Genomic DNA, 15,281 nt, shown 5'->3' on the forward strand with positions numbered 1-15,281 from the left:
AGACGGCAGACGCGCTTATGGATCGTTGAGGCTGCTTTACTCCAAAAAGGATCGGGAACTCTGGAATGCCAGAGTTCCCGATCCTTTTTCGGTGACGGGGTTATCTCGTTCTTCTCTTCTTTCTAGACGGGGTGCTTCTGCGTATGGCCGGTGTGGCTGGTTTGACTGGTGTGACTGGTTTGGTCGGTGCGGCTGTTTTTGGGCGCGATGAGGTCGAAGAAACGGGACGATGCCGGTAAAGCCACAAGGCATATTCCAACGGCTGGGTGATGGCTTTTTCATATATTTCGCTTTCCCCGATTCTGGAAAAAACTTCGCGTGCCGGCTTCGGGTTGACCTCGAGCAAGTAGATTTGCCCGCTTTTGTCTATGGCCAGATCGAGCGCCAATTCGCAGAGGGCGCCATAGGTTTCCTCGAGAAAGGAAGCGATAGCAATGCCGAATTTTTCGGCGGTGCTCGCAATTTCGGCCTGCTTCTCCTCTTCCGGAATCCATTGTTTCATGAGCCGCTTCATTTCAATGGCTTGGCCGCCGCCGTGAAGATTGGAGGTGACGCTCTTTTCCGCCCCGATCCTTCCGGCACAACCGGTGAATTCCCATTCCCCCTCGCCGTTTTTCTGAACAAGCATGCGATAGTCGTGCACGCGCTGGTTGGGGAGCTGAAGCTGGATCCCTTGCTGCACGAGATATTTGTCCTTCATGTCCCAGTGCTGCAAAAAGGCTCCGAGGCGAGACATATGCACATTGCGCGGCGTGATGATTTGTCGTTTCTGGTTCCGTCCGCGTACCAGAACCGTGTTGGGCTCCTTGTTGCTGTGTTCGATGCGCAGAATGCCGCGACCGCCCGTGCCGTTGATCGGTTTGAGATAGATTAGCGGGTAGGTTTTCAACATTCGGTTCACGTCCGACATATCCTGAAACAGGCAGGTATCGGGAAGGTGTTCCCGAAAAGCGGCTTTGGTTGCAAGGAGCTGGTGAATGGTCCATTTGTTGCGCAAGGGGCGGTTCAAATACAAAAGATGTCCGTATTTTTTGCGGAAATCCTGCAATTGTACAAACCGGTGGTTTCTCTGGATCCGGCAGCGGTCAAAGATCAGGTCCGGGAATGAACGCCATTCCCTGGACCAGCCTTTTCCCGGATTATAAACCATCGCATTGATATGCTTGCCGCCGGAATGAACGTCTGCCGGCGTGAATACGTACACATCCAGTCCCCGCTTTCGACCTTCCAGTATCATCTTGCGGTAAATGCCTCGCTCCTCCAAGCCGCGATGATCGTTCAAATATAGCGTCATGATGCCGAGAACAGGTGAGGACACAAACAATCACCTTCTTTAGCGGTTATTCCTTTCCAAGTTCATTTGGGTTGGCGGGCCAGGTAAGTGCTGTATTGAAATATGCGTTCCAGCGATCGGCGGCGGATCTGGGGCTCATCGAATTTCATCGGCTTGGCGTTTGCCTCGAAAAACCAAAGCTCGCCAATAACGTCTATGCCGAGATCCATCGACATTTCGCCCAGCGTGCTTCCCGATCCACGCTCGATCTGCTTGGCGATCATGATCGACGTGGATTTGACTCGTTTCATCAGTGTTGCAGTCATTTCTTCTCCAAAGAGATCGGCCAGCAGCTTTTCCGGATCCTCCACGCTGCCTCCGCGGGGAACATGGGTCGTAATGCTGCGGGAACCCGCCAGCCTGGCACCGATTCCGGTTACGCTCCAGTGGCCTTTCCCGTTTTTTTGCACGAGCACGCGCAAGTCGAAAGGACGTTTGCCGGAGGAAGCCAATTCAATGCCTTGCTGCAGGATATAGGGCGTTCGGCCGGACTCCTGGCGCACGCGTGCCCACAGTTTTTGGAGCGTGATGGCCTTATACGTGGTGCTTCGTCTTTTGCTTTGGATTTTGAGTTTGTAGGGAAATTGATCCTTCTCCTGAAACTTGAGCATCATGATCCCTTTGCCCGCTTTCCCGCTTTCCGGCTTCAAATAAAGGTAAGGGTACTGCTGCAGCACTTTGCCCAGACCGGATGCGCTGCGCATCCGGCGGGTGTATGGAACGAGCTGTCGGGTCGTCTTCGATTTTTTCAGCCATTCGAAGAGATTCCATTTATTGAAGTAAAACGGGTTATACAGGCTGACGCCGGATTGAAGGCATTCTGCGATTTTGCGCTGGACAAACGGCTTGCTTTCATCCTCGCGGCTCGGGATGCGATTATACAACACATGAGGCAAAGGAAAGAGCTGTGAAATCCATCGTTTGCTTCCTTTGCCGAGCGTGTAGCCTTTGACGGTGGGACCGCTCATATCCAAGTCGCGGACGGTCACGACGTATGCCAAACAACCCATATTTTCACCGGTGTTTATGATATCCTCGAAATTTTGATGGTTTCCCCTGAACATTCGCTGAGGATCATGCATGGTCAGTATGGCAATGACAGGTTTGAAATCATCGTGCAGGCTCATCAAATGTCGTCCCTCTTCCGGAACTTGCTTAAATACAGGCAGTGTTCCAAAATGTGCTCCACCGACGATTTGCCCTCCATTCGGAGGGAAGGGTGTCGGAATATGGAGCGTCCGGGTTTGGCGTTCGCTTCGAACATCCATACGTGCTCCTCCTGATCAATGCCCAGATCAAAGCCAAGTTCACCAATGAGATGCTGGTGTTGATTTTCGATCGCCTGGGCCAATGTGATGGCGACGGATTTGGCTTGCTGAAGAACCTCGCTTGCGCGGTCGCCGAAATTCTGGCTGAGCGCCTTTTCCGGGGTCATCAGGGAACCGCCGTTCTTGATATGTGTGGTGACGCTGCCGCGGCCAGCCTTTTTGGCACCGATCCCCACAACGACCCATTGGTTGTTCCCGTTCTTGTGCATATGAAAGCGAAAATCGATCGGGCAATGGTCAATCTCGATCAGCCGGATGCCTTGCTGAACGACATAACCGCGCAAGTGTCTGCCATGTTTCCCCTGAAGCATGCGCATGAGGCCGTTGAAGGAACCGAAGCGCATCAGGACATTTCCCTTTTTTGTACGGTAACGTGCAAAATAGCCGCGTTTGGGTGAATAGGTCAGGCGATAGATCCCGTTGCCGAGGCTGCCTGCCGTAGGTTTGTAATATACGAATTGATGGCGTTCCAGCATGTCTTTCATCTGTTCCACCGTCGGATTCGTGATGGATTCCGGGATATGAAGGCTAGCGGCCGGTTCGTTTTCGAGCAATTTGTAGATATCCGATTTATTGAAGAAGCTCCAGTTAAAGAACGGGATTTTGCGCCGGATGAATCGTTCCCGCAGCTGGTTGATTGCAGGGGAAAAGTCCGAACGGCGGCTGGGCAGACGGTTATACACCACGTCCGGCAAAGGCACGGTTTTGCGGGTGAATCCGCCGCTGCTGCTCAGGAAGAAACCGTTCACTGTTTCGTTTTGCCAGTTGATGTCCCGGGGCGTAAAGGCGAAAATATAGGATTTCCGGCTCCCTTCGCGGAGCAGTTGCTTGATGAATGCGGTACGTGAACCGAACGGATTGGAACTGCTGGCCATACCGTCGGTAAGGATCCCGATCAGCGGACCAAGTTGAACTTCGTCATTTTGCAAATTGCGGAGGTAGACGCTGCTCCTCTTCGGAACGTTCATCAGGTTGCGAATGCCTGAGGCAAGATATAGATGTTTGCCTGCTTTTCGGATTGGCTTGATGGTTGCCGGCACCCGGTCCCTCCCAAATCGCAGATGAATCTTTTTTTTGCCGGACAGATTCAGGCTTTTCATTAACGAACTGGATACATAAATCACTTTATCCGGTTGCTGCGTGAAATGCAGGTTGCAAGTGGTCAAACTCATGATTTATCCTCCTATCCTGAAAATATCCTTCAAGGCAAGCCGGCGACACGCCTTAGCTGCCGTGATTCCGGATGGGTTTCAGGCCAGCTATGCTGGATGTATTCGGCATTTTCGTTGGACGGTAAACGTCAGCGAGAACATGTTGCTGCAGCAGATAACGGGCATAGGCAAGCGGCCGGGTATGGACCCTTCGAAATAACTGCGGGTCATCTGCTTTTGCAAACGAGGAGCGGCCCGGTTTGGAGTTGGCTTCAAGCAGCCACAGGCGCCCATCGGAGTCCGCTCCGAAATCGAGGCCCAACTCGGCGAGTCTGCCGAAGTGCCTTTCCAACAGCGGGGGGATCCGGCCCGCGGCCTGCTTTATTTGTTCAAGCAATGCATTTGCTTCGGAAGCTCCGAACCGGTCTTGGAGATAAGGAAGCGCAGGGTAGGCCTTCCCGCCGCCATGAAGGTTGGACGTCAGTGTTTTCTCCGGGCCCTCCCGTACCATACATCCCGTGAGCAACCAGCGTCCGCGGCCGTCTTTCTGCATCAGCGCCCGAATATCGAACGGACGTCCATGATGGCTAAGGTCAAGGTAAGGCTGTATCAGAAGCCTGCGTCGGGAGCTGCAGGCATGAAGCCGGGAGGATACGCGTTCGGGCGTTTGAAATAGCCAATGAAACGGCTCGTTGGAATGGTTGCGGCCGTCGATGACCCAAGTGGACGGCTCGGTGCCGCGAGCCAGGCGAAAGGTGTTTTTCCCGTGTGTTCCGGACACGGGCTTGAAGAACAGGCCCTGCGGCCATCGTTCCAGCCAAGTCTCCCACCGAACGTGCGGTTGAAACAGCGCCGTCTGGGGAAGAAGCTCTTTCGTTTCCGAATCACGGCTTAGAATCTGATGCACCTTCCATTTGCCGGGCAGTGAAGCGGACCAGTACGTCGTTCTTGCTCCAGGGCCAGGAGCGCTCAGCTGCTGTCTCCACGTCTGGGGCAATGGCTGCAGACTGCGATCCATCACCAGCTTGGTTGCAGGCAGAGGCACGGCTCTCCACTGATCATCAACGAAAACGAATCCTTGCTTCGGCAATGCTGCTTGGTTGTCATCAGGCAACGGAAGCACAACGATGCGAATTCCGTAAGGCCCGCTCTCCAGACTAAGCCGGCGGCAGAAGGGTTCATCCGAAAAGGAAGGTGAGCCAGCTGCTTCACGGACCAGAATCGTCAGGATGTCGGGCGGGAAAGTTCGGTTTGGCAACGGTTCAACACCTCCAGCGGAATTCGCCTTTAGAAACCGGCGAGATACGTCGAATATTCAAGCATCGCCTTCACGGAAGGCCGGATCTTGCTATCTTTCAACGGAGTATTATCATTTTTGGACGGCTTGGAGTTGACTTCCAGCAGCCAGACGCGTCCGTTCGTATCGAAGGCCAGATCGACGCCGAGCTCTCCGAAATGGGCGGGAATGGAGCTTTCGATGCCTTTGGCGATATCCAATGCCGCTTGTTTCAGGTTGGCGTAAGCTGAGGATTTGACGGAAGAAGACAATGAGGTCCGGGACACGGCTTCTTTGACCGTGCTCAGCGACCCGCCCCTGGCGAGATTGGAAACATAATGGCTGCCACCCGCAATCCGTGCCACGATGGACGTTACATTCCATTTGCCGGTACGGTTTTTCTGAACAAGTGCACGAAAATCGACGGGTCTGCCGTTATTGTCGATCAGATTCAGGCCTTGTTGGATTTGATATCGCGTGGATTTGTTTTTGCCGGATACGCTGGCATACAATTTATCCAGCGACGAGTACGTTTGCTTCCGTGTACCGCCAACGCCGGTCGTAAGGGTCAGGAAGCTTCCATCATTTTGCCGGGTGACCCGAATGATGCCTTTGCCCAGCGACCCGCGTACAGGCTTCAGGAACACGACCGGGTATCGGCCGCACATGGTTTTCAGCGTGGCCGCGCTTTTGAGCAAATGCGACTCGGGAAGGACGCGTTTGAGCGATGAAACGGACTTCAAGGCATCGAACACTTCGTTTTTGTCCAGAAACTTTTCGTTGAAGGTTTGGGTGCCGTAGAGTGATTTTACTTCTTTGATGAAATGCTGTACGCTAGGTTTGTTCTCGAGTTTCCGGGACGTGAGACGGTTGTTGACGACATCTGCAATGGGCAGCTCCTTTTTTTTCCAGCCGTCATCGTATACCCAGCCCTGCATGCGGCCTTGAATATCTCCGATATCCTCTGTGGTGAAGAAGGATACATAGGCGCCTTTCTTGCGGCATGCATTCACCAATTCCCGGCAAAACATGGTGATGGAGCCGAAAGGCCGATCGGGCTGATCGGGGTAATCCCGGCTTACCAATACACAGATGAATGGACCGAGGCGAAGCGTGCGGCTGCCTGGACGATAGGACATTTTCAAGACTGAACCGTGAATCAGGCCGGTTCTGCTGGCTACAGTTTGATTGATCCGCAGGCCGTCATACTTTGGCACGGGAATTACGGTGACTTCACTGCGGAAAGAACCGAATTGCAGCTTTAGCGGTCGACCAGAAGGGATTTTAAGTGTCTTGAGCACCCCTTCGCCCAGCATGATGACGTCGTCCTGCAGGATGCCCGAGCCGATGACCTGTATCGTTACTTTTTTAGTGGACATCTCGGATCTCCTTCCGGGCGGCAACTTGATGTCTGATGTTAAAGTTGAAGCGGCATCTGAACATGGATGTGCTTCATCATATGAGGACATAAATCCCTTGGTGATTGACCCATTTGGATTAAATGCAATCTATGTATCGAGCGACGCGGCGGTTAGGCATGGACAGGTGCAGCTGATGGATGTGTATCCGCGTGTTGTAGGTGAATGGACGTTTTGATGGAAATGAAAATGAACGAAGTAGGCCGTAACGGCGAATCAAGGAGGAAATGAACATGAACATTTACGACAAGGCCAACGAGTTGGCAAAAGCATTGAAAGAAAGCAGCGAAGTGACGGAGATCACTTCGGCGATGAAGCTGATCGAAGCGGATCCGGAAGCCAAAAGCATGCTGGACAATTTCCGTACGCAGCAGATGGAGCTGCAGCAGCGCATGATGAGCGGTGACATGCCTGCTCCCGAAGAAATGGAGAAAATGGAGAAATTGTTCGAGGTACTCAGCCTCAACTTGAACATTCGCCGCTTGTTCGATGCAGAGCGCCGTCTGAGCGTAATCATCGAGGATGTTAACAAAATTATTTCTGACAGCCTGAGCCATCTGTACGGAGGCCCTCAAGCGTAATCGGGGACGTTTCGTGTACAAACCTTTCATAATGCATGGCCTGCGTTCATAGACTAGAGATATAGAGTCTACCAAGGACGCGAAGGAGCTGTGTAACCGTGAAAAGGTTTAAAAAAGTAAAACATGTTGTCTACCTGCTGATTGCCTTGTCTATGCTTGTCATTGCACTGCCGCGAATTTCCTTTGCAGGCGGAATGGACTGGGTGAACGTTTTCGGCATCGTTTGGGTGCTGTTCTCCCTGCTCGTCATCGCCGCGCATCTTCATTTCATCCTTGGTGTGGATGAGGAGAAGAAGCGGGCGCTGGAAGCCGTACGGCGCGCCAAAATGCGTCAGTGGGAAATTAAACTGCTGGACAAGCAGGAGCAGGGAAAATCGGTATAATCTGCGTATTGCTTGCCTGAAGAAGGCCGGGCTCCCATTCCGTGTGGTAGGGAGCCCGGCCTTTTTCCATATCGCCAAAGATAATCCGGGCACGATGCTTAGGGACAACATGTCGGACATGGGGTTATTTTCCTAAAGCCGTGTTATAATAGATACAGAATAATACAGATTCATCTTCGGGGGTGGTACAGATGGACGGCCAGGAAGAAAACATAACGAAGCACGAGCAGTTATTGCAGCACATCGAACAACTCAAGGTAGGCAGCAAAATATCGGTTCGCGGCCTTGCGCGCGATCTTGGCGTCAGCGAGGGAACGGCCTATCGGGCCGTGAAGGAAGCGGAAAATTTCGGGCTGGTGGTCACCAAAGAACGGATCGGGACGGTACGGATCGAAAAAAGACCGCGCGGCATGTCGGAGCAGCTAACCTTTGCCGACGTCGTCACCATCGTTGAAGGCCACGTTCTCGGCGGGAGCGACGGGCTGGCCAAACCGCTTCACAAGTATGTCATTGGGGCAATGAAGGAACAGGCCATGGCCCGATACATCGATGCAGGAAGCCTGCTGATTGTCGGCAACCGGGACAATGCCCATTCCCTGGCGTTGGAGCAGGGGGCAGGGGTGCTCATTACGGGAGGATTCGGGACGAGCCGTGAGGTCAGGCTGCTGGCGGATGAACTGGGGTTGCCGATCATTTCGTCGCGACATGATACGTTTACCGTGGCTTCGATGATCAACCGGGCGATTTTTGACAGGCTTATCAAGAAAAAAATCATGCTGGTTGAAGATATTATCGGACAGAAGCCAAGGCTTCAAGTCCTTAAAGTGAGCAGCCTGGCCGCGGATTTCCATGCGCTTGTGGCAGAGACGGGAGAACATCGCTTCCCTGTCGTGGATGAGTGGAACCGGGTAATCGGCATCGTCAGCCTCAAGGATGTCAGCGAGCTTCAGGCCGGTCAAAGCATCGAAAAGTGCGTCGTCCGCCGCCCGGTTACCGCCTCGCTGCAGACATCTCTCGCTTCCGCCGCCCAGATCATGACGTGGGAAGGCATCGACTTTTTGCCGATCGTCGATCGGAATCGCAAGCTGATTGCGTCCGTGACGCGCAAAGAAGTGCTGCAGGCGATGCGGGATGCCCAGAAGCAGCCGCAGCTTGGAGAGACGTTTGACCATTTGATCTGGAATGGCTTCGCCGAAGAGCGCGGGGAACAGAACGAACTGATCTTCCATGGATTCATCATTCCGCAAATGGCGACGGATCTGGGTACCATCTCGGAAGGCGTACTGCTTAACATCATGACCCAAGCCGGAAGACGTGCTGCCTGGGACGTGACGGGCAATGACCATGTCGTCGACAATATCACGACCTACTTTGTAAGGCCCGTGCAGATTGAAGACCAGATCATCGTCCGCCCGGTCATCCTGGAAACGAGCCGGCGAACCTGTAAAATGGATATCGTCATTTCCAGCGAGGGCAACACGGTGTGCAAGGCGGTCATGACGCTGCATTCGATCGATCATGCGTAAGTTATTGCGAGAATAAGGGGAGATCACTGGCGAATGCGTATAAAACGCAGAATGCATTGTTTCGCCTGATCTCCTTACCCGCATTGGAACGCAACCTGCATCCTCTAACGCGCCAGTCCTTTTTCACCGGGGTCCGGTGCCGGCGCCTTGCGCTTGGTCTATTCGTCTCGCATAATGGCTTCGGTTGCGGAGGCCAGCGAACAGATTGAAAGCACCGATAACCAGAAATAGCGCTTCCACAATAACGGACAGGGTGGAGCCCGTAAACACAAACATCAGAATAAGGGCGAGCAGAATTAACATAATGCCCATCCAAATGTTGGTCCACGAACGGTACAATCCCGTTTGGGCGGCGCCGGAAGAACGATGTGAACGAATGCTGTTCAGGGCGGAACAGATCATGGCAAGGGCAAATGCTGCAATGAGGACCATCTTTAAAACTTCAATCAGCATGCAGTGCATCTCCTTTTCTGGAAAACATTCACTGCTCTCAGTGTACCATGCCCTTTTGGACAAGGATATCTTTTTGTTTCCATCCGATCGGCCAACTGGCTAGGTAGGAACATGCAGCCGAATCTGCACCCATACATGCAGCACGCCTTCCATGACCAGCATCGTTTTGACCTGCACGCTGTACTGCTTTTCGCGAACGGTGTACGTTTTTTGATTCAGCATGATTCGGGTCATTTTGCTGTACTCGTCAATGTTAAAGACGTCCCGCCCGCGCAGCACTTCAAGTTCGTCGCCCAGCTTTTGCAGCATGATTTTGAGCGCTGCCTGATCCGGCCCGTTGTCGGATTCCTCCGACAGCACTTTGATCTCTTTAATCACGGTTTGCCGTTTGCTGTATTTTTTCAGCGTGATGATATCCTTTTCGTTTTGATGCAGTCGAAGCTGCAATTCCTGATTCGTAAGCCAGAGCTTGTTGTAGCTTAGATGGAAAATCCCGTTATATACGATGCTGCCGGCGATCGCTCCGAGTACAAAAACAGCGGTCATGCGCATCAGCGGCCGATAGCGGGAAAAGGGAGGGATTCTCATACACATCGCCCCTTCCTCATCCTCATGTCAACTCCGTCCCCCGCAGATCCACTTGACCAATTCCGTTCCCATATGAGCGCCCATGAATGCCGAGATCAGATACAAAATCTGTTTGACCGCCGGAGACATGTTGCCATCGAGGAAATTGCTCTCGATCACCCGCATGGGATCAATGGTACCTCCCACGGCAGCCGCCAGCGCCCATATTTTGATTTTGCTGGAAATGTCAAGCATCGTCTGCGTCGGAGGCTGCATGGACAGAACGGCTCCGATGCCTCCCAACATAGCTCCACCCAGCACGATGCCGAACGCGATGAAAAAATCGAGAATGGCTTTGGACAAAAATGTGCTCACCTGTAAAACACCCCTTTCAGACCCAGCGGCGCACCTCCTGTCTTCGGTCAGAGGCAGGGGGAGCAGCTTGTACTTCTATATGTATGGGCATGCCCCCGAACGTTATGATAAACTTTAAAGATTCGTTCGGGATTCCTTCATTTTCATAGTCGTCGGGACGAACGGAAACGCTTTTCCGCTTTGACTCTGCTGCGCCGATGAATTATGATGGAAACAAGTGTTTGTATGTCCTGATATCATGAATATAGCGATGATGAATAGACGGGAATTTGGGGAGGACAGAAGCTCGATGGAGCGGGAAATCGCCGTCCCGAGAGCGGAAAGCCGAGCAAATAAATTTAACGATAGAGACGAAGGAATGTGGAATAGCAATCCGCGGCGAAAGGAAGACAAGCCATGAGTTCTTTTGTGCATTTGCACGTTCACAGCGAATACAGTTTGCTGGACGGCGCTGCGCGTATTCCGGATCTCGTGAACAAGGCCGCAGATCTTGGAATGACCGCATTGGCGCTAACCGATCACGGCGTCATGTATGGCGCCATACCTTTCTATAAAGCTTGCGTTCAGCGCGGCATCAAGCCGATTATCGGATGCGAAGCTTATATGACGGCAGGTTCCCGGAAGGAAAGGGGAAGCCGGAAAGACCAGCCGATCCATCACCTGATTTTGCTGGCCAAAAACATGACCGGTTACCGCAATCTGATGAAATTGTGCTCCATCGGTCATCTGGAAGGATTTCATTATAAACCCCGCATCGATATGGAGAGTTTGGCCGAGTACCATGAGGGGATCATATGCATGAGCGCGTGCCTGGGCGGGGAAGTGCCGCAGCATTTGCTTCACGGGCGCGAGGAAGAAGCGCGGCGCGCGGCGCTGCGTTACAAAGCGATCTTTGGCTCCGACTTCTATCTGGAACTGCAGGATCATGGCCTGCCCGAGCAGAAACGGGTAAACCCTCAGTTGATCCGACTGGCGGAAGAACTCGACATCCCGCTTGCCGCGACCAATGACGTTCATTACTTGAACGAGGAAGATGCCGAGCTTCAGGACGTGCTGATTTGCATCGGCACCGGCAAAACGGTGGACGACGACACCCGCTTGCGCATCGGCACCAACCAATTGTACCTCAAAAGCGGACAGGAGATGGCCCGCCTGTTCCCGCATGTGCCGCAGGCTTTGGAAAACACGGTCCGCATCGCGGAAGCGTGCGAATTGGAACTGGAATTCGGCAAATCGATTTTGCCGGAGTACCGTCCGCTTCCCGATGGCATGACACCTTCGGAATATTTGCGTCAGCTGTGCGTGGAAGGCATGCACTCCAGATACGCGGAAACGCCGCGCTGGACCGATCCGGAGCTGAAATCCGAACTGGAGCAGCGGCTTGACTACGAGCTGCAGGTCATCGACAGCATGGGATTCTCGGATTATTTTCTGATCGTATGGGACTTCATTGCGTACGCCCATCGCGAGGGGATCGTGACGGGCCCGGGCCGGGGTTCCTCGGCAGGCAGCCTTGTTGCCTATACGCTGCGCATTACGGACGTTGATCCGATGAAATACAACTTGCTCTTTGAACGTTTCCTGAATCCCGAGCGCATTTCCATGCCTGATATCGATATCGATTTCAGCGACGAACGCCGGGACGAAGTGATCGAATACGTGGCCCAAAAGTACGGCAAGGGACACGTCGCCCAGATCATTACCTTCGGGACGATGGCGGCCCGTGCGGCCGTGCGGGACGTCGGCCGCGCCCTGAACGTGCCGTACGGCGAGGTCGACAAAGCGGCGAAGCTCATCCCTGCCCAACTCGGCATCAGCATCGAGCGGGCGATGGAGGCGTCTCCGGAGCTGAAGGGTTTGTACGAAACCAAACCAAGGACGCGCGAATTGCTGGACATGGCCGTGAGAGTGGAGGGCAAGCCAAGACACGCATCGACGCATGCGGCGGGGGTCGTCATTTCCCGCGATCCGCTGACGGATGCCGTGCCGCTCCAGGAAGGCAGCGAAGGGACGGCGCTAACCCAGTATTCCATGGAAAACCTGGAAGCGATCGGATTGCTCAAAATGGACTTTCTCGGTCTGCGCACCCTGTCGATCATCGAACGGTGTTTGCGGTGGATCGGCGAGACGGGCGAGGTTCCCGATTTCCGCCATATCCCGGATAACGACGCGGCGACCTACGAAATGCTCGGCCGGGGCGATACGATGGGCATATTTCAGCTGGAGTCCGCGGGCATCCGCCGGGTGCTGAAAGAACTGAGGCCCAGCGTGTTCGAGGATATCATTTCGGTGCTCGCCTTGTATCGTCCGGGTCCGATGGAGTTCATTCCGAAATATATTCAGGGCAAGCATGGAGAGATTGAGGTGGAGTATCCGCACAAGGACCTGGAGCCGATCCTGAAGGATACGTACGGCATCATCGTGTACCAGGAACAGATTATGCAGATTGCGTCCCGCATGGCGGGTTTCTCGCTTGGAGAAGCGGATTTGCTGCGCAGGGCAGTATCCAAGAAAAAGAGGGAAGTGCTGGATGAAGAGCGCGGCCACTTCGTGCAGGGAAGCTTGAAGCAAGGGTACGGCGAAACGGAAGCCGATCATGTCTACGACATGATCGTACGCTTCGCGAACTACGGCTTTCCGCGCGCGCATGCGGCGGCGTATGGCGTGCTGGCGTTTCAGACCGCCTACCTCAAGGCGCATTATCCGGTACATTTCATGGCATCCATGCTGACGGCCGTCATGGGCAGCCACCGCAAAGTCGCGGAATATGTCGTGGAATGCCGGCGAATGGGCATCGAGGTGCTTCCGCCTGACGTCAACCAGAGCGGCATTCTTTTTACGCCGGTGTTCGACTTCACAGAAGGCGGGGATCGCCGAATTGCCAGTGAAGGCATGCAGGCGCACAGCAAACGGGGCTCCATTCGTTTCGGTCTTGCTGCGGTCAAAAACGTAGGCACGCAGGCGATGGAAAGCATCATGCAGGTGCGGAAGGAGCGTCCGTTCGACAGCCTGCTCGATTTTTGTCGCCGCGTGGACTTGCGGGTATGCAACAAACGGGTGATCGAGTCGCTGGTTCAAGCAGGGGCTTTCGACACGCTGCCTGGTCATCGGGCCCAGCTGCTGGCCATGCTGGACGAAACGGTAGAGGCGGCGTTGAAATGGCGGAAGGAACGTGAGGATTTGCAGATCCAACTGTTCGATTTTGTGGAAACGCCGAACTGGGAAATCGATTATCCGGAAATTCCGCCATATTCCGCTACCCAGCAATTGGAGCTCGAACGAGAGCTGCTCGGACTGTACCTGTCCGGCCATCCGCTGGACGATTACGAGGCGCTGCTGGAATCCAGCGGGGCCGACCGGATCATGGAACTGACGGAAGCGGCGGACGATGCGATGGCCGTCGCGGCCGGGATGGTGGTGTCCGTGAAGTCGATCACGACGAAACAGGGCAAGGCGATGGCGTTCATGGAGCTGGAAGACCAGATCGAACGCTGCGAAGTGGTTCTCTTTCCCGAAGTATGGCGGCGGAGCCAGCAGTATGTCGGGAAAGGCGAACTGCTCGTCGTGCGTGCGCGCGTACAGCACCAGGACGAGGGGTTCAAGCTGCTGGCCGAGGAAGTGGCGCCGCTCGGTCCGGCGGCACTGGAACAGCAGCTGCGCAGCCGCGAACGGCGCGGCCGGTCCGGCAGCGGCAGCGCCTCGCGCCCGGCAGCCGGGGCACGGCAGCCGGTTGGCGCGGGAGCCGCTCAGCAGCGGAGCGGGGCAGGCGATGGCGCAGCAGGGCCGCGCGGCGGAGCCAGCTCAGGCAGCGGCGGCGGAGGATCGGCAGCTGCCCGAGCGGCGGCTGGCCAAGCCGATGGCGGAGCCGTGCAGGAGCGGCGCGCCCCGGCAGCGGAGCAGCGGGTGTTCGTGAAGATCACGCCGCAATCGGAACAGCCCGAGTTGCTGGAGCGTCTGAAGCAGCTGCTGCAGCGGCATCAGGGACCCGTGGCCACGGTGCTCTTCTATGAGCGGCAGCAGAAGCTGCTGGCACTCAGCGATGCTTACCGCATCAAACCTTCGCCGGAATTGTTCGCCGAGATGGAGAACATGCTGGGCAAGGACACGGTCCGAATCAAATGATTTGGGGCCAACGCGGGCCTCAAGGCATCATGTCAAGCCTGTCCGGAACCGGACAGGTTTTTTGATCCTTGTCATCATCCGGGGTGACGCAGAGGACGGAATCCGTATGGAGAAACAAAGCGCTGGGCGCCATTCGTCGCATTTTTTATGAACATTTCACCGGCTTGCCGCATACACTTGAGAACACCAAAGAACCTGACGGTCCTTGAGGAGCGAGACGGGAGGCCAAATGATGTCATATGAAATTGTCGAAGCGATGCTGTCCAGACGGGGCGTCGGGCTTGATTCCATTGCGAAAATTGTTTACCAGCTGCAAATCGGGTATCATCCTGATCTGACCATGGACGATTGCGTCAACAGCGTAAAGGCCGTGCTGCATAAACGTGAAGTGCAATATACCCTGTATACGGGAATTGCGCTGGATGAGCTTGCGGAGAAACGCTTGCTGCCCCAGCCGCTTCAGGCCATTATGGAAGCCGACGAATCCCTGTACGGGGTGGACGAGACTCTGGCCCTGGGCATTACCCATGTGTTCGGCATGATTGGTTTAACCAGCTTTGGTTATTTGGATAAAGAAAAAATCGGGGTGATCCGGGATCTGAATGAGCATGGTACAGGCATCCACGTCTTTCTTGACGACCTTGTCGCTGGTCTGGCCGCGGCCGCCTCTGCAAGAATCGCCCACAACAACGTCAAGGCCAAAAAATATCCTGCAGGAGAATGAACATGGATCTGCCGCATTTCTGAAAACAGCCATGGGCGGCATGC

The 15,281-nt window shown here is 54.5% G+C and carries 13 protein-coding genes; 5 read left to right on the plus strand and 8 right to left on the minus strand.

The window, feature by feature from the left end; translation table 11 throughout:
• Positions 1-100: 100 nt before the first annotated feature.
• The 5 genes from L6H98_RS28995 to L6H98_RS29015 are packed head-to-tail and all read right to left on the minus strand — an operon-like array spanning position 101 to position 6,467.
• Positions 101-1,318, minus strand: a complete 1,218-nt coding sequence (locus tag L6H98_RS28995; protein WP_236421177.1) for a YheC/YheD family protein — start codon at positions 1,316-1,318, stop codon at positions 101-103.
• A 38-nt stretch (positions 1,319-1,356) separates the two neighbouring features.
• Positions 1,357-2,460 carry a YheC/YheD family protein gene (locus L6H98_RS29000; RefSeq protein ID WP_236421178.1) on the minus strand — a complete coding sequence of 368 codons (1,104 nt, stop codon included), beginning with the start codon at positions 2,458-2,460 and terminating at the stop codon, positions 1,357-1,359.
• A complete protein-coding gene (locus L6H98_RS29005; RefSeq protein WP_236421179.1) occupies positions 2,460-3,833 on the minus strand; it encodes a YheC/YheD family protein in 1,374 nt (457 codons plus the stop codon). The genes L6H98_RS29000 and L6H98_RS29005 overlap by 1 nt, the downstream gene beginning before the upstream one ends.
• Before the next feature lie 52 nt (positions 3,834-3,885).
• Positions 3,886-5,070: a YheC/YheD family protein gene (locus L6H98_RS29010; RefSeq protein ID WP_236421180.1), complete on the minus strand. Its 1,185-nt coding sequence runs from the start codon at positions 5,068-5,070 to the stop codon at positions 3,886-3,888.
• Positions 5,071-5,099: 29 nt separating this feature from the next.
• Positions 5,100-6,467 carry a YheC/YheD family protein gene (locus L6H98_RS29015; protein WP_236421181.1) on the minus strand — a complete coding sequence of 456 codons (1,368 nt, stop codon included), beginning with the start codon at positions 6,465-6,467 and terminating at the stop codon, positions 5,100-5,102.
• 272 nt (positions 6,468-6,739) lie between these two features.
• Between L6H98_RS29015 and L6H98_RS29020 the strand changes: the two genes are divergently transcribed.
• From L6H98_RS29020 to L6H98_RS29030, 3 genes are all read left to right on the plus strand, one after another.
• Positions 6,740-7,087, plus strand: a complete 348-nt coding sequence (locus tag L6H98_RS29020) for a YlbF family regulator (RefSeq protein WP_236421182.1) — start codon at positions 6,740-6,742, stop codon at positions 7,085-7,087.
• Positions 7,088-7,185: 98 nt separating this feature from the next.
• A complete protein-coding gene (locus L6H98_RS29025) occupies positions 7,186-7,470 on the plus strand; it encodes a hypothetical protein (protein ID WP_236421183.1) in 285 nt (94 codons plus the stop codon).
• Between the two features lie 191 nt (positions 7,471-7,661).
• A complete protein-coding gene (locus L6H98_RS29030) occupies positions 7,662-8,996 on the plus strand; it encodes a DRTGG domain-containing protein (protein WP_236421184.1) in 1,335 nt (444 codons plus the stop codon).
• 123 nt (positions 8,997-9,119) lie between these two features.
• Here L6H98_RS29030 and L6H98_RS29035 read toward each other — a convergent pair whose 3' ends face one another.
• The 3 genes from L6H98_RS29035 to L6H98_RS29045 all read right to left on the minus strand — a co-directional run bounded on the left by L6H98_RS29035 (position 9,120) and on the right by L6H98_RS29045 (position 10,391).
• Entirely contained in the window at positions 9,120-9,449 is a 330-nt protein-coding gene (locus L6H98_RS29035; RefSeq protein ID WP_236421185.1) for a YtpI family protein, read from the minus strand.
• A 99-nt stretch (positions 9,450-9,548) separates the two neighbouring features.
• Positions 9,549-10,037, minus strand: a complete 489-nt coding sequence (locus L6H98_RS29040; protein WP_236421186.1) for a cytochrome b-c1 complex subunit 9 — start codon at positions 10,035-10,037, stop codon at positions 9,549-9,551.
• 27 nt (positions 10,038-10,064) lie between these two features.
• Entirely contained in the window at positions 10,065-10,391 is a 327-nt protein-coding gene (locus L6H98_RS29045; protein WP_236421187.1) for a YtrH family sporulation protein, read from the minus strand.
• A 396-nt stretch (positions 10,392-10,787) separates the two neighbouring features.
• Between L6H98_RS29045 and L6H98_RS29050 the strand changes: the two genes are divergently transcribed.
• Both L6H98_RS29050 and L6H98_RS29055 read left to right on the plus strand, forming a co-directional pair.
• Positions 10,788-14,513, plus strand: coding sequence for a DNA polymerase III subunit alpha (locus L6H98_RS29050; protein WP_236421188.1), 3,726 nt, complete (start codon positions 10,788-10,790; stop codon positions 14,511-14,513).
• A gap of 232 nt (positions 14,514-14,745) precedes the next feature.
• Entirely contained in the window at positions 14,746-15,237 is a 492-nt protein-coding gene (locus L6H98_RS29055; protein ID WP_236421228.1) for a phosphatidylglycerophosphatase A, read from the plus strand.
• Positions 15,238-15,281: the final 44 nt, after the last annotated feature.

This window comes from Paenibacillus sp. JJ-223 (genome assembly GCF_927798175.1).
In the GTDB taxonomy this organism is placed as follows: Bacteria; Bacillota; Bacilli; order Paenibacillales; family Paenibacillaceae; genus Paenibacillus; species Paenibacillus hubeiensis.